Genomic DNA, 19928 nt, shown 5'->3' with positions numbered 1-19928 from the left:
CGACATTTTTCCGGGCCAATCATTAACCCGTTGTCCACCGGATACGCCTAGTTTTTGCGGCGGTCGAAGAACGGAGTCTCAAAGTGATACGTGGCGAAAACGGCATTGCCTTCTCGATGCCCGGTGGCGACGTGTCGGGGACAGCCGGGGCGCGGCCGATCGACCTGGCGCATCTTGCGCGCCAGACGATGGGCGATCGGAGCCTCGAGCAGGAGGTCCTGGCTCTGTTCGTGCAGCAGGCGCTGTCGGTGCGCGACAAGATCGTCGATGCGGATGTCAGGCAGCGGCTGCTATTGGCACACGGGCTCAAAGGCTCGGCGCGCGGGGTCGGCGCCTTCGCCATTGCCGATTGCGCCAGCGCGATCGAATGCCGGCCCGAAGACGCCAGCACGCTGAAGCGGCTTGGCTCGCTGATCGAAGAAGTGCGCGACTTCGTCGCCGCCATCAGCCGATAGGACTTATCCCAAAGACGCCACGCACGGGCGCTTTCGCGCCGCAGTTGACTTGTCCGGCAGAGTGATTATGTCGGCTCAGACTCCCTTCAGGTGACAAATGACCAAGCTGACCTTCATCGCCCATGACGGCACGCATTTTGACGTGGATGCCGAAAACGGCTCGACCGTCATGGAAAATGCGATCCGCAATGCGGTGCCGGGAATAGAAGCGGAATGCGGCGGCGCCTGCGCCTGCGCGACCTGCCATGTTTATGTCGACGAAGCCTGGACGGCGGAGGTCGGCGAGCCGGAAGCCATGGAAGAGGACATGCTGGATTTCGCCTACGAGGTCCAGCCGAACTCGCGGCTGTCATGCCAGATCAAGGTGCGCGACGCTCTCGACGGGCTGGTCGTGCGCGTGCCGGCCCGCCAGGGCTGAAGCCGATTTTTGCGGCTGCCGCTTGGCAGCGGACCAATGGTCATGCAGTGTCGCGCCGTTTTCCCATAAAGGCGCATGCTTCATGACCGCTATCACCAAGACGGACGTACTCATTGTCGGGGCAGGGCCTGTCGGCCTGTTTGCCGTATTCGAGCTCGGCCTCTTCGACATGAAGTGCCATCTGATCGACATACTCGACCGGCCCGGCGGGCAATGCGCCGAACTCTACCCGGAAAAGCCGATCTACGACATTCCGGGCTGGCCCTCGATCTCGGCGCAAGGCCTGGTCGACAAGCTGCTTGAGCAGATCGCGCCGTTCAAGCCCGAATTCACCTATAGCCGCATGGTTTCGAGCCTGGAAAGGCTGGACGACGGCAGCTTCCGCGTCATTACCGACGAAAACGAGGTGTTCGAAGCCAAAATTGTGGTGATTGCCGCCGGCGGCGGTTCGTTCCAGCCGAAGCGGCCGCCGATTCCAGGCATCGAACCCTATGAAGGCAAGAGCGTGTTCTACTCGGTGCGCCGGATGGAGGACTTTCGCGGCCATGACCTCGTCATCGTCGGCGGCGGCGATTCGGCGCTCGATTGGACGCTGAACCTGCAGCCGGTCGCCAAGAGCGTGACGCTGGTGCACCGGCGGCCCGAATTCCGCGCAGCGCCCGACAGTGTCAACAAGATGTATGCCATGCAGGAGATGAAGCAGCTGGAATTCCAGGTTGGACAGGTGACTGGCCTGACCGGCAGCGACGGCCAGCTAGTCTCGGCCACGATCAAGGGGCCGGAGGGCGATGTCGAAGTGCCGTGCACGCGGATGCTGCCGTTCTTCGGCCTGACGATGAAGCTCGGCCCAATCGCCGAATGGGGGCTCAACCTCCACGAGAACCTGATCCCGGTCGACACCGAAAAATTCCAGACGTCGGTGCCCGGCATCTTCGCCGTCGGCGACATCAACTGGTACCCCGGCAAGCTGAAGCTGATCCTGTCGGGCTTCCACGAGGTCGCCTTGATGGCGCAAGCGGCCAAGCGCATCGTCAGCCCCGGCGAGCGCATCGTTTTTCAGTATACGACCTCGTCAACCAGTCTGCAGAAGAAGCTCGGCGTGGTCGACTGAACCTCGCCATATTTTTGTCGGGCCGGTCTACTCCGCCAGGGCTGGAGCCACCGCTTCGGCATGGCCGCGAAGCGTTTTCTCCGGCATCAGCCAGAGCGTGATGAGCGACAACAGCAAGATCGCGGCCGCGGCAAGAAAGATCATCACGAACGGCATGGCCGAGGCGATATGGCCGGCCGGCTGCATGCCTTCGCTGGCCAGCGGCAGGCCGTAACCAAGGGCGACGGCACCAAGCATGGCGACGCCGAGCGCGCTGCCCAGCGAGCGGAGGAAGGTGAGAACGCCGGTCGCCACGCCAAGGTGCATGCGATCGACGGCGTTCTGGACCGAGACGGTGGCAGCCGGAAAGGTCGTGCCTGTGCCCAGGCCTACGCAGGTCGTCAACACCTCGACGAGCAACAGTGAGGCATGCCCGGCGACCAGGCTGAGCACGCCGAGGCACAGGATCGAGAAAACAGTTCCGATCATGGCAATGCGCTTATAGTGGAAAAAGCGCGGGATCATTCGCGCGCTGAAGGTCGCACCGGCCACCGTGCCGAGCATCAGCCCAAGCAACGCGGTGCCCGATTGACTGACCGACAGGCCGACGACCGATTGCAGGTAGACCGGCAGATAGACCGACAAGCCGACATTGGCGGCCTGCAGCAGGAACATCGACAATGTGCCGGCGAGAACGATCGGATTGCCGAGCACTTCGAGCGAGATCAGCGGTTCGGCCGCGCGCATGAGCCGTAGCGCGAACGCGCTCCAGAACACCGCCGAGCAGGCGAGCAGTCCAAGGATTTCAGGCGACAGCCACGGATACTCGCTGCCGCCCCAGTTCAAGGCAAGCAGCAGCAGCGAGGTGGCCGCGACCAGAAGCAGCGCGCCGACGCCGTCGATGCGGTGATGTTTTGCGGCGATCGGCAGCTTCTTGAGCGGGTTGTTGATGATCGCCATGGCCAGCAGGCCGAGCGGAATGTTGATCCAGAAGATCAGCGACCAATGCAGATGTTCGGCGAAGGTGCCGCCGAGCAGCGGCCCGGCGATGCTGGCGACGGCCCATGTGCCCGAGATCCAGGCGGCGTATCGGGCCCTCTCGCGCGGCGGCACGAGGTCGCCGATCACGGTCTGCGTCAGGGCGAACAGACCGCCGCCGCCGGCGCCCTGGATCGCCCGGCCGACAACCAGGACCAGCATGTTGGGGGCCGCGGCGCTGACCAGCGAGCCGGCGAGAAAGATCAGGATTGCAGCATAGACGGTCGGCCGGCGACCATAAATATCGGAGATCTTGCCGTAGAGCGGCGCCACGGCGGTCGCGGTCAGAAGATAGCCGGTCACGATCCATGGCAGATATTCGGCATGCCCGAGCAGACGTGCCATCGTCGGCATCGCCGGCGCGACGATGGTCTGGTCGAGCGCCGCCAGCAACATCGACAAAAGCACGCCGCCGATGATGGCGTTTTTCTCGGTTTCGGTCAGCGGCGCGCTGGTTTCCACCATCGTTTGCTTGTCGACAGTCTGGTCCATATCCGTTCATCCATTATGCCTGCGTGCACGTCCGCGACGGGCTGGGAAGCATCTAGTACGCCGATTGGCGTTGCCGGAGGCTGATCCCTGCGAACCTGGCATATGTCGTTCGCTATAGGCCGATTTCGACAGCGGCTCGAAAGTTTTCCGAAGCTGGCACTATGTTTCGGCAAAATTGGCTTTGTCCGACGACGCGGAGTTCAGCCGGGAGCGAGCCGGCCGTTCTCAATGCGCTCGATGCGATAGTGCAAAAGCCGCAGGATGCGGCTTTTGAAATTGGCGCTTTCGACACGATCGAAGCGCATCTGGTCCTGGTCGTGTTTGGCAAGCATGGCCGCAGTGATTTTTGCGGCCTTGGCCTTTGCCAGTTCGCAGGTCTTTTCCGGGTAGCTCGCCTTCAAGGCGTCTTCTAGTTCGCGGCCGTGGTTCTTGGCAATCTCGACGTGGCGTTCCTCATGGCGCTTGATGTCGGCGGACAACGTATCCCAGAACAGCCTGACGCCGGCATCGGCTTTGCGCGGGCGGCGCCACTCAGGAAGGATGACCTTGACCTTGACGGTGACGACAGCGTCGGCAATCCAGCACGAGCCCGGCTTTTGCGCATAGCTGACGCGGGTGGTGAACGCCATCTGGGTAGCTCCCGGATGCCGCGACCCGGTGCTTTTCACCTGAGGCCCGAGTTTCGACAGCTGGGTCTCGATGTCGTCGAGCGTCCTGCCGCCGATCGGGAAATAACTATATGTCTTGACGAGCGTTGCAGCGCCGGCCGGGAATGCGGTCAGAGCGAGCATCAGGGCGCAAAGGAGGGATCGTTTCATCGTGTTGCCTCTTTGCCCACCTTGCTTTACCGCCGTCCTCGGCGCAACGGAATTGATCCCCCGCCACGCCGCGGGATCGAACATGGTTGATGGGCAATGATGACAGGGCGATGGCAGTTGGCGCACGGACGCCATGTCGACCTTGGCGGCAAGGCCGTGGTCGTCGGCATCCTCAACATCACGCCGGACAGTTTTTCCGACGGCGGCCTGTTCGATGCGCCGGAAAAAGCAGTGGCCCAGGCGCGCCGCATGGTCGAGGAGGGGGCCTCCGTCATCGACATCGGCGGAGAATCGACACGTCCCGGGGCGTCTGCGGTCTCCGCAAAGGAGGAACAAACCCGCATACTGCCCGTCATCGAGGCGCTGGTGAAGGCCGGCGGAACGCTGATCTCGGTCGATACCTATCGCGAGGATACGGCCCGGCTTGCCGTCCAAGCCGGCGCGCATATCGTCAATGACGTCTGGGGCCTGCAGCGCGAGCCGGGCATTGCCCGCGTCGCGGCCGAAACCGGCGCTGGCCTTGTCGTCATGCACACGGGACGGGACCGGCAGAAACTGCCCGACGTGATTGCCGATCAGCTCTTCTTCCTCAGGAAGTCGCTGGAAATCGCGCGGCGGAGCGGTGTTGCCGACGATCATATCGTGCTCGATCCGGGCTTCGGCTTTGCCAAGGAGACGGCAGCGGAAAATCTTGACCTGATGGCACGGTTTTCCGAGCTTCATGCGCTGGGTTTTCCACTGATGGCCGGCACATCGCGAAAGCGCTTTATCGGCACCGTCACCGGCCGCGACGCAGCCGCAAGAGGCGCCGGGACCGCGGCCACCAGCGTCATCCTGAGGCTCAAAGGCGCGCATCTCTTTCGCGTCCACGATGTCGCAATCAACGTGGATGCGCTGGCCATCGCCGATGCTATGCTGGCACGTGAGATCGGGGAAAGCTGAGCCATGTATGTCATCCGCATGAAGAACTGCGCCTTCTTTGCCCGGCACGGTGTGCTGGACGAAGAAGAGACGCTCGGCCAGCGCTTTTATGTCGATGCGGCACTCATGGTGGATCCCGGGCGGGCGCTGGTCGAGGATTCCATCGAGGACACCGTCAATTACGGCATCGCCTTTGCGGTCATCGAGAAGATCATTACCGGCGAACGGCGCTTTCTGATCGAAGCGCTGGCGCTCGAAGTGGCGAGGGCGCTGACGGCGCGGTTTCCGCAGATCAAAAAGGCCGAGATCACCGTGCGCAAGCCGAACGCCCCGGTGCCGGGTGTGCTCGATCATGTCGAGGTGACCGTTGTCTGGCCAGAATAGTAACAACAACAACACCGTCTATCTCAGCCTTGGCGGCAATCTCGGTGATCCGGCGAAGTCAATGGCTGCGGCACTGGGCATTCTGGATGCCAACGAGAGAACGCGCGTCGTTGCCGTTTCGTCGCTCTACCGCACGCCGCCCTGGGGCAAGCTCGATCAGCCGGATTTCCTCAACGCGGCGGCCGAAATCTCGACCGCGCTCGCGCCACGGGCTTTGCTCGACCTTTGCCTCGACGCCGAGCGAAAACTGAAGCGGGTGCGCGAGGAGCGCTGGGGTCCACGCCTGATCGATATCGACATTCTGGTGTTCGGCGACCGCATCATCCACGAGACCGGACTGGAGGTGCCGCATCCGCGCATGCTGGAGCGCGCCTTCGTGCTGGCGCCGCTGGCAGAAATTGCGCCGGAGCTTGTGGTCGACGGCAAGAGCGTATCGGAGCGGCTGGCCGCCGTCGACACATCGGGCATTGAACGGCTGGCGTCAGGCCGGGATTGGTGGAAAACCTGATGCTGTCGCCATCGGTGCCTGAAATCAGCCGGAGAACCCACCTCCGTCGAGGAACATTTGTTCGTCCGGTGTCGTCTCGCGGCCAAGCATCCTGTTTCGATGCGGAAAGCGGCCGAAGCGCTGGATGATGTCGCGATGCTCGATCGCATATTTCAGATAGATCGGGGCTTTGGCGGCGGTAAGCTCTACCGATTTGAGCTGATCGGCGAGGTCCTCCGAATGCTCATAGGGCAGATAGAGAAAAACGCGGAGCTCTTCGTCGAGTGCCAGGTCATGGCCGGCAGCGATCGCTTTCCCGGCGAAATGCCGCGCCAGCGGGTCCGTGGCGTACATGTGGCCGGTGGCGCGAAAGCAGTTTCGCGGAAACTGGTCGAGCAGGATCATCAGTGCCAGCGACCCTTCGGCGTGTTCGGACCAGCCGTCGCATTCGCGGCGGGCGGCGGCAAAGTGCAGATCGAGAAACCGGGTGCGGAAGTCGGCATCAAAGGCGTCGTTCTTCTCGAACCACGCGTCCTCCCCGGCGTCGCGCCAGAATCTGGTGATGGAGACAGCGCGGTCGTCCAGTTCGTTCATCATTCGCGTCTTTCCAACGTTTAATCGGCGGGTTCGGATTTCTGCAGCACGCCGGCGGTCTCCTCGTTGAGCGCCTGGCCCACGCGCCGTGGCGTGCTGAGCGGCGTCGGGATGGGGGTGCCGATATTGCCTTTGAGGAAGCGCCGCCCGGCGCGGATGCCTTCTGCCTGTTGAAGTTCGAAACGGGCAGCATCGCGGCGGCGGACGTCCTCGACTACCTCTGCGACCTCTTCCGGATCGACGCCGAGAGCTTCCAGTGTCGAGCCGCCGAAGACAAGCGCCGATTCGAACGTCTCGCGGAGCTGATAGTCGACGCCGGCACGAATGAGCTGCAATGCCGTGCCGCGGTCGAAAGCCCGCGCCAGCACCGTCAGCAACGGAAACTCCGCCTTGATGAGCTCGGCGATGCGCACGGCGGCATCGGGCTTGTCAACGCAGATCAGCACGGCGCGTGCGCGCCCGGCTCCCGCGGCACGCAGGATGTCCAGCCGCGTGCCGTCGCCGTAATAGACCTTGAAGCCGAAATCGGCCGCCGCCTGGATCATCTCGACCTCATTGTCGATGATCGACACATCAATCCCGCGCAACAAAAGCGGCTGGCTGGCGATCTGGCCGAACCGGCCAAAGCCGATGATCAGCACGCTGCCGGTCAGGCCTTCGGCGACATCGACGCCTTCAAGCGACTGCTCGTCGCGTGGCGTCAGATACCGCAATGCTATGATCGCTAAGGGCGTCAGCACCATGGAAATGATGACGATGGCGGTCAGCATCGCATTGGCCTGGCTATCGATGATACCGACAGCCGCCGCTGCGGAATAGAGGACGAAGGCGAATTCGCCGCCTTGCGCCATGAAGACCGCGCGCTCGAGCGCTTCCCGGTGGCCGGTTTTGAGAATGCGGGCGACGATATAGATGCCGATCGCCTTCATCATCATGTAGGCGACGACATAGATGGCAATGAGCTGCCAGTTGACGACGACCACATGCAGGTCGAGCGACATGCCGACGGCGAGGAAGAACAGTCCGAGCAGAATGCCACGGAACGGTTCGATGTCCGCCTCCAGCTGATGGCGGAAGGTCGATTCCGACAAAAGCACGCCGGCCAGGAAGGCGCCCATCGCCATCGACAGGCCGGAAAGCTGCATGGCGAGCGCCGACCCGAGCACGACCAGAAGGGCGGCTGCGGTCATCACCTCACGGGCGCGCGCATCCGCCAGGATACGGAAGAACGGATTGAGCAGATAGCGTCCTGCAAGCACCAGCCCGACGATCGCGGCAAGGCCGATGCCGACCTCCGTCAACCGATCCGACAGGCTCATGTCGGCGCCGCCCGGCGCGAGGAAGGCGATCAGCGCCAGCAGCGGCACGATGGCCAGGTCTTCCAAAAGCAGGACCGAGACGATGCGCTGGCCCTTGGGCGTGGCCAGGTCGCCGCGTTCTTCCAGCAATTGCATGACGATTGCCGTCGAGGTGAGTACGAAACCGGCGCCGGCGACGAAGGATTGCGCGATCGGGAAACCTCCCGCCAGGCCGACGCCGGTCAGCAGGACCGCGCAGACGCCGACCTGCAGTGCGCCAAGCCCGAAGATCTCGCGGCGCATGCCCCATAGCCGTGACGGCTGCATCTCCAGCCCGATAATGAACAGGAACATGACGACGCCGAGTTCGGCGACATGAAGAATGGCTTCCGATTCGGAAAAAATGCGCAGCCCGAACGGACCGATCACGACGCCGGCCGTCAAATAGCCGAGGATGGAGCCAAGTCCGATACGCCTGAAGATCGGCACCGCAACGACGCCGGCGGCAAGCAGCGCCACCACCTGGATCAGATCGCCGTTTGATGCCTCTGCCGCCATGCCTGCCGTTCCGCTCTCTTGCAACAAGCGGCCAAGATAGGGGCTTCGGGGCGGATCGAACAGTGCGAATCCGGCGCGTTGTGAAGGCGATATTGCAGGCGCACTGAACAGGATAATGGGCTCCCGCGCGTTGCTTGTTCCAGCAATCCGGCGCTAAGGACGCCCGGCTTCGGCCAGTGAAGGGCGAGCGACGATCAAGTCGCGGCCCTTTCAGGCGGTGACAACCAAGTATCAGGGCGGCACGACAGCAGCCGAGGCCTGCAAGGCCTATGACGAGGTGATTGCCGCGATCAAAGGCTGAGCATTTATTTGCAAATCAAAAGAGGGCGGCGCCGTTTGGCCGCCGCCCTTCTCACGCTGAAAGTCAGTTCGGAGTTATGGAGCCGACCTCGACTGCATCGATCCGCTTCAGCTTCATGCCGATGACCGGGACCAGCTGCTGGTCGACGCGCACGGCAACGGTCACTGTCATCGAATTGTCGTCGGGGACAAGCGCCTGCATCACGCCGCGCAACTGATTGCGATTGATGGTGAAAACCACCTTGTGCGCATCGACGACATTGCCGCCGATAATGTCGAGGCCGGAGCCGGCGGCCCCGCCCATAAAGCTGCCCTTGTAGCCCTGCCGGCCCTTGTGTTCGATCGTTGCCGACATCTGCTGGGTGAACATGCCTACCCGACAGCCGCCGTCGAGCGACATGCCGACCTTGCCGTCAGGCGTCGAGCCGATGAAGCTGCAGGTGAATTTCGTGCCCTTGTATTTGCCGGCAACGATTTCCCCGGGGCCGACCCATTTGCCTTCGACCGACCGAAAGAACTGCTTGTCCGGTTCCGCCGCCGAGGTCTTTCCGGCAATGCCGACGGTTGCGACAAGCGCGAGCGCCACGGGCAGCCCGCTGGACAGAATAACGCTTTTCATCGACGACACCCGGCAACAAAGAGACTGGTTTGGACGCTTCCGACCATGGACAAGATTGGTTAACGCTTTGTCACCCCAAGGCAATAGTCACGTTCCGGAAGCGGATGTTTCTTTTTCTTTCTTTGCTGCAAAGGAGGTCAGCGCGGAGAGGAAATCGCCCAATCCGGGCCGCCTGACCGCGTAAAAGGGCAGGGGCCTTGCGGTTTCCATCGCTGCAATGCCGATGCGCGCAGTCATCATGCCGTTGACGACGCCTTCGCCGAGCTTGGCCGAGAGCCGGGCGGCAAGGCCGTGGCCGACGATCTGCTGGACGAAACTGTCGCCGACGGCGATCGACCCGGTGACCGCGAGATGGGCCAGAACGCTGCGCGCCAGACGAAAAAAGCCAAGCGTGCCGGGGCGGCCGCCATAAAGTTCCGACAGCCGGCGAATCAACCGGCCGGCTTCGAACACGACATAAGCGACGTCGACCAGCGCGCGGGGGCTGACCGCGGTCACCAGGGAGACGCGCTTCGCCGCTTCGAGGATCATCACCCTGGCGCGGGCATCGAGCGGGCCGAGTATCTCGGTCTCGGCCAGCCGCACCAGATTGCCGCCGTCAATGATCTCGCCGCGCAATTCGGCCAGCGAGCGCCTGCCGGCCGCGGTTTCAGGCTTGGCCGAGACAAAGACCGACAACTCGTCGGCCACGGCGCGGGCGGCCTTCGGATCGTCACGGGCAATCGCATCGAGCGCCCGCTTCTGCAACTTTTCGACCTCGGCAAGGCGGGCAATCGCCATGAATTCGCGCACGAGGATGATCAGAAGCGCCAGGATGGCGATCGCGGCCATAGCGGCAGCCAGCCAGCCCAGCCACTCGGCGCGCTCGAACAGGTCGCGAATCAGCTGGTCGGTCCAGAGGCCGACGGCGAGCGAAACCAGAACGCCCAGCGCGCCGAAGAACAGGCTGCCAAGCAGCGAACGTTTTCGCGGCGCAATCGCCGGCGGCGGTTCGGCGGCGACGATATCAGGCTCGTCGAAGACGTCGATCTCCGCCGGTGTGACCACGGCAAGATCCGCCGTCACGGTACGCGGCTTTCGCGCCGGCGCGGCCCCGGACGCAGCATGGTGAGCCGTCGAATCTTCCTTCTGCTGGGGCTCCGGCTCTATACGAAAGGCCGCCGGTCTGCGGGGCGCACTCATGCGAGATGATCTCCGATCAGGAACTGCAGCGCGCGGTCGAGCCTGATATGCGGCAGCGACAGCGTCACGCCCTCGGCGGTGCGCTCGAGTTTCGGCGGGCGAAAGCGCACGAAGCGGATCGCGGGGTCGTCATCGTTCTGCCGGCGGGTCGATTCGGAAACATCGAACACCGCATCAACTTTCTCCGGCAAGTCACCGGGAAATATGGCTGTTTCTGTCTTTCCGTCAAAGGTTTCGCCATCGATTTTTTCGCCGCGCAACGGCATGCCGATAATGACCGGCAAAGTCTCGCGGCCCTGCTTGACCGTGCCTTCCCGGGTCGCGCGCATGGCAGCCATAGCGACGACGTTGACGTCGGCGCCGGTGAAATTCGCCCGCGCCACGGCTCGGTCGGCTAGCCGCCGCACGATCGCCTGCAGCCGGTCGTGGCTTTCGTGGTGCAGATGGTCGGCCTTGGTCGCGGCCACCAATATACGGTCGATACGCCTCGAAAACAGGTCGGTCAGGAAATTGCCCCGGCCGGGCCGGAAACAGGACAGGATTTCGGTGACCGCGCGCTCTAGATCGGCCATCGCACCGGGGCCGGCATTCAATGCCTGCAATGCGTCGATCAGCACGATCTGGCGGTCGAGACGCGTGATGTGTTCGCGAAAAAACGGTTTGACGACATGCGTCTTGTAAGCCTCGTAGCGCCGCTCCATCATAGCCTGCAGCGATCCCGAGCGGGCGCGCCGGCCGCCCAGATTCGGCAGCGGCGCGAAGGTGAGAGCGGGCGAGCCTTCAAGATCGCCGGGCATCAGGAAGCGGCCGGGCGGCAAGGTCGAAAGCGCCCGCTCGTCGAGTTTACAGGCCTTGAGATAGGCCGCGAAGCTCTCAGCGAGACGGCGCGCCGTCATCTCGTCGGCCTCGGCGTTGGGGTCGACCGGATCGGAGAGCGCCCGCCATTCCCGCGAAAGGTCGACACGCACCGGCAACACGGCCATCTCGAAGGCCTCACGCGAAAAATCGGCGTAGGACTTGCCGAGCAGCGGCAGGTCGAGCAGCCATTCGCCGGGATAATCGACGATGTCGACCGACAATTTGCCGGCGGAAAACATGCGGCTCCAGCCAGAGGCCGATTCGTATTCGATGGTGAGCCTCAGTTCGGAAATCGCACGCGTCGAATCCGGCCAGACGCGATCGTCGACAAGAGCCGCGATGTGATCCTCGTACTGGAAGCGTGGTACCGCGTCGTCCGGCTGCTCTTCGAGAAAAGCCCGGGCGATGCGCCCCGATTTTTGTGCCTCAAACAGCGGCAAGCGTCCGCCATGGACGAGATTGTGCACAAGGGCCGAGATGAACACGGTCTTGCCGGCGCGGGACAGCCCAGTCACGCCAAGACGCAGCGACGGAGCGAAAAGCCCGGCAGCGCGGCCTGACAACGTATCCAAGGCAATCTTCGCCTCGTCGGTAAAAGTCGTCAGCGATGATGCCAAATCTGTTCTCGCGGGCCGGTCAGCATCCGATATAGGCTTTGATGCGCGGCTTTGAAATGGCCTCAGATATCGGCAGGCGTCAAGAAGGCTTCGAGATAGCCGGTGCCTGGCGCAGCCTCGGCAAGTCTGCCGTTGAACCGGACCACTGCAAGTGCGGAGGTCGGGAAGCCGTGGTTCAGCATGGCCCGCGCGGTCTCGTTGCCGTCGCCTGAGAGCGCCATGGCGAGATCCTCAATCATCGGATTGTGGCCGATGACGAGCAAGGCATCCAGCCCGCCATTCTGCCGGATGGCAGTGAGGTACGCGGCGGCATCGTCGCTGTAGAGGGTGTCACAGAACAGCACCCGGCCCGTGTCCGTGTGGCCAGCCAGGCTTTCCAGCGTCTGGCGGGCGCGCTTGGCGCTTGAGCAAAGGGTGAGGGCCGGTGCGTATTTGCGGGAACGCATCAGGACGCCCATCGCTTCGGCATCGGCGAAGCCGGATGGATCGAGCGGGCGGTCGAAGTCAGCCACGCCAGGCAGCGCCCAGCCGGCCTTCGCATGCCTCAGCAGGTACAGTCTGGTCACCGGATCCCCGTTGTGCCGGGCACCGAACCCGTCAGCACGCCGCAGGATTTGCCATCAGAAGAGCTCCGTGCGCAATGGCAAGCGCCCCTCAAGCATAGCGAATCATGTACGGATTCGGTCGTATTCTTCGCAAAAAGGGCATCGCCGATGCCGTTTTGTCCGAGACTAACAATTGCGTGAAACTGTCGTCGATTGACCTTGTGCAGCTTTCGGTCCGCGAATATATAGGCGCCAAATTTGGGGTTTGTTGGGTGAGTCGAATGAACGACATCGTTACCGCCGATTACGTACCCTCCGAAGACGAGCCGTTCATGAACGAGCGGCAGAAATCCTACTTTCGCATGAAGCTCGTCACCTGGAAGAACGACATCTTGCGCGAAGCGCGCGAAACTCTCGAAATCCTGCAGCAGGAAAACGCCAACCACCCCGACCTCGCCGATCGCGCCTCCTCAGAAACCGACCGCGCCATCGAACTTCGCGCCCGCGATCGCCAGCGAAAACTCATCTCCAAGATCGATTCGGCCCTCCAGCGCCTTGACGAAGGCACTTACGGTTATTGCGAGGAGACGGGCGAGCCGATCGCGCTGAAGCGGCTCGACGCGCGCCCGATCGCCACCTTGTCGATCGAGGCACAGGAGCGCCATGAGCGGCGCGAGAAGGTCTACCGCGACGACTGAATCGCCGGGAAAAACAGCGGCATCGGTAAAGCGTTCACAATGGCCGGTTTTCCGGCCATTTTCATTGGCCGTTCGCTATCGGCCTATCTTTTCTGATTGGACAACTCGCCGAGGAGCTTCGTCATCTCGTCGTCGAGAGAGGGTGATGCCTTCGCCACCGGCTTGCTCGGCGTTTGGCTGAAGCGTGGCTCGTCGAGGGAAACCTCCAGCTCCTTCATCAGCGCATCGTCAATCGACTCGTGCTGTGCCGGCGGCTCGTATCTTGCCGGGGAGTCCTGTCTTGCCGGCGGCTGCGCATGCCGCGAGGCACTGGCGTTGACGGATCCATAACTTGGCAACGGCGTGACGTTCGATGCCGGTTTCGGCGCCGGCGCCGGCATTGTTGCCGGCATCGTCGCCGTCTGGCGGGCTCGGACAGGGGTCGCGGTTACGCTTGCCGGCTGCGGTGGCGCTTGCCTCACCGGCGCGGCTGTGGTCGAAGCAGACCTTGCTGCCGGCTGGTGGCCGTTGTCTCCGGTCAATGCCGGGCGCCGCAACGCCGAGAGCCTGATGTCGCGCTCGACGACGACGTCGGTCGGACCACCGATCAAGAGCAGGTGCTCGATATCGTCACGGCGCACCAGCACCAGCCGCCGGTGACTGTCGACCGCTGTGGCATCCATGACAGCCAGCCGCGTCTTGCGGTTCCTGCCGCCGGCGACGAATGTCCCGAACGTCAGGCTGCGGATCAGCCTGATGATAAGAAGAATGATGAGCAGAAGGACAAGTACTGCAAACGTCCATAGGATTGCTGCGGCATAACCAGGACCCGCCACGCCATCCAGCCATTGCAGCATTGGTTCCCCCAAAATCAGCTTTCGAAGAGAAGCGACACTAGACTGTTGCGGCAGGCCACCGCAAGTTGCCTTTCACGCTTCGTGAACAGCTTGAAACGCCGGGAGCCGAACGGCGTCATTTTTAGCGGACATCTGCAGCCGGGCCTTTTCCCAACCCTGAGAATATGATTCAACCGACACCGGAATTCACGAGCAGGGGGCACATGGCCAAGGAAGCGCGCGGCGATTTCTATCCGGTACCTATCGTCGACCAGAACACGCGACCGGGAGCGGTCACCCGGCTCATCGTCTTCATCGTCGTCCTGACTGGGGCAGCGATCGTCTTCGGCCTTTTCCGCGAGCGCCTTGGCGATCCATTCCTGCTTGGCATGCTTGGCGTGCTGGCGATGATCGGCGTCGGCTTTCTATTCGCCACTGCGATCGGCTTCGTGCACATCACGCCGCGCTCGACAAGCGACGAACTGTCGAAAGCTTTCGTCGATTCGATGTCGCAAGGTCTCCTGGTCACCGACACCAAAGGCCGTATCATCTACGCCAACCGGACCTATGCCGATATGACGGGTGCCGAGTCGGCCGCCGACCTCAAGACCGTCGAAGGTTTGCTTTCAGACGTTCCCGAGGCCTCGGTGACCATATACCGGCTGGCGTCAGGCCTGCGGGACGGCCAGCCGGGCGACGGCGAGTTTCGGCTCGCGCAGTCCATTCGGCCAGGCGCCGAACCGGGCGCGCGCTGGTACCGCGTTCGGGCCCGCGCCTTCAGCGTTCCCGGCCAGCGGCTGCCCATGCTTGCCTGGCAGCTTGCCGATATCTCGCGGGAACGGGCCGAGCAGGAGCGGTTCTTTCTCGACCTCCAAAAGGCGATCGATCACCTCGACCATGCGCCGGCCGGTTTCTTTTCGGCCGACCAGGAAGGCCGCGTGACCTATATCAACGCGACTCTTGCGGAGTGGCTGGGCATCGACCTGGCCAGCTTCACTCCCGGCGCCATCACGCTGCCGGAGATCGTCGCCGGGGACGGCATGGCGCTGGTCCGTTCGGTCAAGGCCGACGCTGGTACCACGCGCAATGCCGTTATCGACCTCGATCTGACGACGATGACCGGCGAGGCGCTGCCGGTGCGCTTCATGCATCGTGTCTCGGCCAGCCGAGAGGGTCTCAACGGCCCGACTCGCACCATCGTGCTCAACCGGACGCAAGGCGAGGACGCTTCGGCCGACCTCCGCGCATCGGAAATACGCTTCACGCGGTTCTTCAACTCGACGCCGATGGCGATAGCCGGCGTCGACCATGCCGGCCGCATCCTGCGCACCAATGCGCCATTCCTGTCGCTGTTTTCCTCGGTCGTCGACCGCGACGCGGTCGATCGGCGTGTGCGGCTGGATACGGTGATCCACGAGCGCGACCGGCCGGCTTTCGCCGCGGCCTTTGAAAAGGCACGCCAGCAACAGGCTGACATCGAGCCGATCGATACGGTGCTGCCCGGCAATGAGGAGCGCCACATACGCTTCTACGTCAACGCGGTCGCAGACGGTACCGGTGGCGAGGGCGCCGAGGAATCGGCCATCGTCTATGCCGTGGAGACTACTGAGCAAAAGGCCCTCGAGGGCCAGATGGCGCAGAGCCAGAAGATGCAGGCGGTCGGCCAACTCGCCGGCGGCATCGCGCATGATTTCAACAATGTGCTGACCGCCATCATCATGGCCTCGGACCTGCTGTTGACCAACCACCGGCCGTCCGATCCGTCATTCCCGGACATCATGAACATCAAGCAGAATGCCAACCGGGCGGCCTCGCTGGTGCGGCAGTTGCTGGCCTTCTCGCGCAAGCAGACGCTGCGGCCGGAGGTGCTCAACCTGACCGACGTGCTCGCCGATCTCAGAATGCTGCTTGCCCGGCTGGTCGGCAACGATATCAAGCTCAAGATCGACCATGGCCGCGACCTGTGGCCGGTCAGGGTCGATATCGGGCAGTTCGAGCAAGTGGTGGTCAATCTGGTGGTCAATGCGCGCGATGCAATGCCGGCCGGCGGCGACCTCACGGTGCGCACCCGCAACGTCAGCGCCGGGGAATGCAAGACCTTTTCCTACCGCGAACTTACTCCGGCCGACTATGTGCTGGTCGAGGTCGAGGACAGCGGCAGTGGTATCGCGCCTGATGTGCTGAAAAAGATCTTCGAGCCCTTCTTCACGACAAAGGAGGTTGGCAAGGGAACCGGACTCGGCCTGTCCATGGTCTATGGCATCATCAAGCAGACAGGCGGCTTCATCTTCTGCGATTCCGAAGTCGGCAAGGGATCCGTGTTCCGCATCTTCCTGCCGCGGCACATTGCGGAGGCAAGGAAGGCGGGCGAGGCTGGAGAAGTGCCGGCCGCTCCTGCCAAGATCGCCGACTCAGCCAAGGATCTGTCGGGCTCGGCCACGGTGCTGCTGGTCGAGGACGAGGACGCCGTGCGCATGGGCGGCATGCGGGCGCTGAAATCGCGCGGCTACACCGTCCACGAGGCGTCGTCGGGCGTCGAGGCGCTTGAAGTCTACGAAGCGCTCGGCGGCAAGGTCGACGTCGTGGTGTCGGACGTGGTGATGCCGGAAATGGATGGTCCGACGCTGCTTGGCGAATTGCGCAAACGGCAGCCCGACATCAAGTTTATCTTCGTGTCCGGCTATGCCGAAGACGCGTTCGCCAAGAACTTGCCGGCCGACGCGCATTTCGGCTTCTTGCCGAAGCCGTTTTCGCTCAAGCAATTGGCCACGATCGTAAAGGACATGCTGGAATCCTGACCCTTCCAACGCTCCGCTTGCGCAATGTCGTGAGACTGCCATGATTACAGGCGAAACGGGCGGCGGGTTTTGGAAAGCATGCCGTGACGCCACACAACGAGGCTAGCAAAGGCGACTACGCAAGCACGGTGCTGCTGCCGGGCGACCCGCAGCGCGCTGAATGGATGGCGGAGACCTTTCTGGAAGCGCCGCGCTGCGTCAACCGCCGCCGCGGCGCGCTCGGCTTTACCGGGTTGTTTCGCGGCAAGCCTGTCAGCGTCCAGTCCACCGGCATCGGCGTCCCGTCGTTCCTGGTCTACGTGCACGAGCTGCTGGACTTCTACGGTGCGAAAACGTTGATCCGCACCGGCACCTGCGGCGGCCTGACCGCTGAGGTGGTGCTGCGCAGCCTGGTGATCGCGCAATCGGTGCGCGGCGAAAATGCGGAGAGCGGCCAGGTTTTTGGGCTCTATCGTGCCGATGCCGGCCCCGATCCTGCATTGTTGGCCCAGGCGTTGGCCCGGGCTGCGGAACTCGGCATCGACCATCGGGCCGGGCTGACCATCTGCAGCGATATTTTTTATCATCCGCTGGGGCGCGAACGCTTTGCCGAAGCACAGGCACAGGGGGCGCTCGCCGTGGATATGGAAACCAGCGCACTCTACCGCATTGCGGCCGATTTTGGCGCCCGGGCGCTGTCGATCCTGACCGTCGTCGACAATGTGGCAACCGGCGAGCAGACCGACTATTCCGAACGCCAGGGCCTTTTCACCGATATGACCCGGCTGGCGCTCGACATGGCGGCGGAGAGCTAGGCGGCTTCTACTTCGGAGTACGGAAGCTCGCCAGGTTCCGTACTTTTCAACGCTTCGTGCAGGTCGAGGCGGTAAAGGCACCGTCTGGCTGCTTCATGATGATGTCGAAGGACGGGGTGGTTCCGCTTTCCAGCGTCGCCTGCGTAAGCGAGATCGAGTTGCCACCGCTGGTGTAGCCGCCCAGCGGACCCAGCCAGGTAATCACCCCGTCTGCATCCATCTGGTAGTTATAACTCTGCGGCGCGGTGCCGAAGCTAACCGGACCGCTATAGACGTTTCCCTTGATGGCGATGTCGCCGAGGCTGAGGAACATGCCTAGCAGATAGACTTCGCAATGATAGGAGCCGTCCGGCAGCTTGCCGTCGCTGAAGCCGGCGCGCGCTACGGTCGTCGTCGCCAGCAGAAGCATGGTGATGAAAATGCAAGACGTTCGGAAGGCCATGGCGTCGCTCGTTTAAGGGTTCGAACTTGCCCCATTTCGCTGCGGCGCTGCAATCCTCGCCAGCGCTCATATGATGCTGCTCAAAATTCGGGCATTGGCCTGTATATGAGTAAAACTTAGGCTGATACGAGTGATCTTTTCTCATTTCAAACTTGGCAAGCGAGGTTCATCTCCTGCGGCTAATACATTAACCGACTGACAGGGCTGGGAAATCTCAAACCCTCCGATCTTTCGCCGGTGATTGGCACAGCCGTTGCATGGTCTGTTCCGATGCAGTTAACCAGCTTGGGAGTTTAAAAGTATGAGGGGCAGTTTCTCGACAATAACAAAAATGTTTTCGGCCGGCGTGATCACCGCCGGCCTGCTGATGAGCGTTCCCGCCAAGGCGGCCGACGACACCATCAAGGTCGGCATCCTCCATTCGCTGTCGGGAACCATGGCGATCTCGGAGACAACGCTGAAGGACGCCATGCTGATGCTCATCGAAGAGCAGAATGCCAAGGGCGGCCTGCTCGGCAAGAAGCTCGAGGCGGTGGTCGTCGATCCGGCTTCCAACTGGCCGCTATTCGCCGAAAAGGCGCGCGAGCTGATCTCGAAGGACAAGGTCGCGGCGGTGTTCGGCTGCTGGACCTCGGTGTCGCGCAAATCGGTGCTGCCCGTGTTCAGCGAGCTCGACAACATCCTGTTCTACCCCGTCCAGTACGAAGGCGAGGAAAGCGAGCGCAACGTGTTCTACACCGGTGCGGCGCCGAACCAGCAGGCCATTCCCGCGGTCGACTATTTGATGAGCGAGGACGGCGGTTCGGTGAAGCGCTGGGTTCTCGAAGGCACCGACTACGTCTACCCGCGCACCACCAACAAAATCCTCGAGGCCTATCTGAAGGCCAAGGGCGTAGCTGCGGAAGACATCATGGTCAACTACACGCCGTTCGGCTTCTCCGACTGGCAGACCGAAGTTTCGGCGATCAAGAAGTTCGGCTCGGCCGGCAAGAAGACCGCCGTGGTCTCGACCGTCAATGGCGACGCCAACGTGCCGTTCTACAAGGAACTCGGCAACCAGGGCATCAAGGCCGAGGACATCCCGGTCATGGCCTTCTCGGTCGGCGAGGAAGAGCTTGCCGGTCTGGACACTGCGCCGCTGGTCGGCCATCTCGCCGCCTGGAACTATTTCGAGAGCGTCGACACGCCCGAGAACGCGAAGTTCATCGCCGACTGGCACAAATTCATCAAGAACGACAAGCGCACCACCAACGACCCGATGGAAGCCCATTATATCGGCTTCAACATGTGGGTGAAGGCGGTCGAGAAGGCCGGCACCACCGATCCGGACAAGGTCATCGACGCCATGGTCGGCGTCTCGGTGCCGAACCTGACCGGCGGTTATTCGACGATGATGCCGAACCATCACATCACCAAGCCGGTGCTGATCGGCGAAATCCAGGCCGACGGCCAGTTCGAAACCGTCTCGCAGACGCCCGGCCTGGTGATGGGCGACGAGTGGTCCGACTATCTGCCTGACTCCAAGGACCTGATCTCCGATTGGCGCGCGCCTCTGTCCTGCGGCAACTTCAACGTTGCCACCGGCAAATGCGGCGGCAAGGGAACCAACTGATCCTCCCGGTCTGTCCTCCCAGACCCGCAAGCCTCCGGGCAGGCTCCTCCTCCAGCCTGCCCGGAGGCGACATTCAATCTTCAAGAGCCACCAGA

20 protein-coding genes are annotated in these 19928 nt (G+C 62.6%); 10 read left to right on the top strand and 10 right to left on the bottom strand.

Annotation, left to right across the window (positions count from 1 at the left end; translation table 11 throughout):
• The first annotated feature begins 86 nt into the window (after positions 1-86).
• From NKH41_RS13980 to NKH41_RS13970, 3 genes are all read left to right on the top strand, one after another.
• Positions 87-455, top strand: coding sequence for an Hpt domain-containing protein (locus NKH41_RS13980; RefSeq protein WP_292660938.1), 369 nt, complete (start codon positions 87-89; stop codon positions 453-455).
• A 97-nt stretch (positions 456-552) separates the two neighbouring features.
• On the top strand, positions 553-873 hold the full coding sequence (locus NKH41_RS13975; RefSeq protein ID WP_023674833.1) for a 2Fe-2S iron-sulfur cluster-binding protein: 321 nt from the start codon (positions 553-555) through the stop codon (positions 871-873).
• Positions 874-955: 82 nt separating this feature from the next.
• Positions 956-1984 carry an NAD(P)/FAD-dependent oxidoreductase gene (locus NKH41_RS13970; RefSeq protein ID WP_352770340.1) on the top strand — a complete coding sequence of 343 codons (1029 nt, stop codon included), beginning with the start codon at positions 956-958 and terminating at the stop codon, positions 1982-1984.
• A 27-nt stretch (positions 1985-2011) separates the two neighbouring features.
• On the opposite strand, the gene NKH41_RS13965 is transcribed toward NKH41_RS13970, so the two are convergent.
• Positions 2012-3493, bottom strand: coding sequence for an MDR family MFS transporter (locus NKH41_RS13965; RefSeq protein WP_352770343.1), 1482 nt, complete (start codon positions 3491-3493; stop codon positions 2012-2014).
• 200 nt (positions 3494-3693) lie between these two features.
• Positions 3694-4311: a DUF922 domain-containing Zn-dependent protease gene (locus NKH41_RS13960; RefSeq protein WP_352770346.1), complete on the bottom strand. Its 618-nt coding sequence runs from the start codon at positions 4309-4311 to the stop codon at positions 3694-3696.
• 96 nt (positions 4312-4407) lie between these two features.
• Between NKH41_RS13960 and folP the strand changes: the two genes are divergently transcribed.
• From folP to folK, 3 genes are read left to right on the top strand one after another with little or no spacing between them, the layout of a single operon-like run.
• The gene (gene folP / locus NKH41_RS13955) at positions 4408-5253 is read left to right on the top strand and encodes a dihydropteroate synthase (protein WP_352502492.1); all 846 of its coding nucleotides are present in this window, start codon (positions 4408-4410) and stop codon (positions 5251-5253) included.
• Positions 5254-5256: 3 nt separating this feature from the next.
• The gene (gene folB / locus NKH41_RS13950; protein WP_352471721.1) at positions 5257-5616 is read left to right on the top strand and encodes a dihydroneopterin aldolase; all 360 of its coding nucleotides are present in this window, start codon (positions 5257-5259) and stop codon (positions 5614-5616) included.
• On the top strand, positions 5600-6124 hold the full coding sequence (gene folK, locus NKH41_RS13945) for a 2-amino-4-hydroxy-6-hydroxymethyldihydropteridine diphosphokinase (protein ID WP_352471720.1): 525 nt from the start codon (positions 5600-5602) through the stop codon (positions 6122-6124). The genes folB and folK overlap by 17 nt, the downstream gene beginning before the upstream one ends.
• A 24-nt stretch (positions 6125-6148) precedes the next feature.
• Here folK and NKH41_RS13940 read toward each other — a convergent pair whose 3' ends face one another.
• From NKH41_RS13940 to NKH41_RS13915, 6 genes are all read right to left on the bottom strand, one after another.
• Positions 6149-6697, bottom strand: a complete 549-nt coding sequence (locus NKH41_RS13940) for a DUF924 family protein (RefSeq protein ID WP_352471797.1) — start codon at positions 6695-6697, stop codon at positions 6149-6151.
• Between the two features lie 20 nt (positions 6698-6717).
• Entirely contained in the window at positions 6718-8553 is a 1836-nt protein-coding gene (locus NKH41_RS13935; protein WP_352682898.1) for a monovalent cation:proton antiporter-2 (CPA2) family protein, read from the bottom strand.
• Positions 8554-8917: 364 nt separating this feature from the next.
• A complete protein-coding gene (locus tag NKH41_RS13930; RefSeq protein WP_023674843.1) occupies positions 8918-9472 on the bottom strand; it encodes a hypothetical protein in 555 nt (184 codons plus the stop codon).
• Between the two features lie 87 nt (positions 9473-9559).
• A complete protein-coding gene (locus tag NKH41_RS13925; protein ID WP_352770349.1) occupies positions 9560-10654 on the bottom strand; it encodes a YcjF family protein in 1095 nt (364 codons plus the stop codon).
• Positions 10651-12129 (bottom strand): YcjX family GTP-binding protein, encoded by a 1479-nt coding sequence (locus NKH41_RS13920; RefSeq protein ID WP_352770352.1) that lies wholly within the window; start codon positions 12127-12129, stop codon positions 10651-10653. The genes NKH41_RS13925 and NKH41_RS13920 overlap by 4 nt, the downstream gene beginning before the upstream one ends.
• A gap of 62 nt (positions 12130-12191) precedes the next feature.
• Positions 12192-12695 carry a SixA phosphatase family protein gene (locus NKH41_RS13915; RefSeq protein ID WP_352613780.1) on the bottom strand — a complete coding sequence of 168 codons (504 nt, stop codon included), beginning with the start codon at positions 12693-12695 and terminating at the stop codon, positions 12192-12194.
• Between the two features lie 260 nt (positions 12696-12955).
• Between NKH41_RS13915 and dksA the strand changes: the two genes are divergently transcribed.
• Entirely contained in the window at positions 12956-13372 is a 417-nt protein-coding gene (gene dksA / locus NKH41_RS13910) for an RNA polymerase-binding protein DksA (protein ID WP_023674847.1), read from the top strand.
• Between the two features lie 83 nt (positions 13373-13455).
• Here the strand turns inward: dksA and NKH41_RS13905 are convergent, their stop codons facing one another.
• A complete protein-coding gene (locus NKH41_RS13905; protein WP_352502494.1) occupies positions 13456-14208 on the bottom strand; it encodes a hypothetical protein in 753 nt (250 codons plus the stop codon).
• 203 nt (positions 14209-14411) lie between these two features.
• Between NKH41_RS13905 and cckA the strand changes: the two genes are divergently transcribed.
• The gene (gene cckA, locus NKH41_RS13900) at positions 14412-16985 is read left to right on the top strand and encodes a cell cycle histidine kinase CckA (protein WP_352742617.1); all 2574 of its coding nucleotides are present in this window, start codon (positions 14412-14414) and stop codon (positions 16983-16985) included.
• 83 nt (positions 16986-17068) lie between these two features.
• Positions 17069-17779, top strand: a complete 711-nt coding sequence (locus NKH41_RS13895; protein WP_352448746.1) for a purine-nucleoside phosphorylase — start codon at positions 17069-17071, stop codon at positions 17777-17779.
• A gap of 46 nt (positions 17780-17825) precedes the next feature.
• Here NKH41_RS13895 and NKH41_RS13890 read toward each other — a convergent pair whose 3' ends face one another.
• Positions 17826-18221, bottom strand: a complete 396-nt coding sequence (locus tag NKH41_RS13890; RefSeq protein ID WP_352448747.1) for a hypothetical protein — start codon at positions 18219-18221, stop codon at positions 17826-17828.
• Positions 18222-18522: 301 nt separating this feature from the next.
• Here NKH41_RS13890 and urtA point away from each other — a divergent pair, with 301 nt between their 5' ends.
• A complete protein-coding gene (gene urtA / locus NKH41_RS13885; protein WP_352770357.1) occupies positions 18523-19833 on the top strand; it encodes an urea ABC transporter substrate-binding protein in 1311 nt (436 codons plus the stop codon).
• The last annotated feature ends 95 nt before the right edge of the window (positions 19834-19928 follow it).

The sequence above is a fragment of the Mesorhizobium sp. M1169 genome, from assembly GCF_040318345.1.
Classification (GTDB): Bacteria; Pseudomonadota; Alphaproteobacteria; order Rhizobiales; family Rhizobiaceae; genus Mesorhizobium.
The sequence above is the reverse complement of the archived record's forward strand: the minus strand, read 5'-3'. Positions and strand labels throughout refer to the sequence as shown.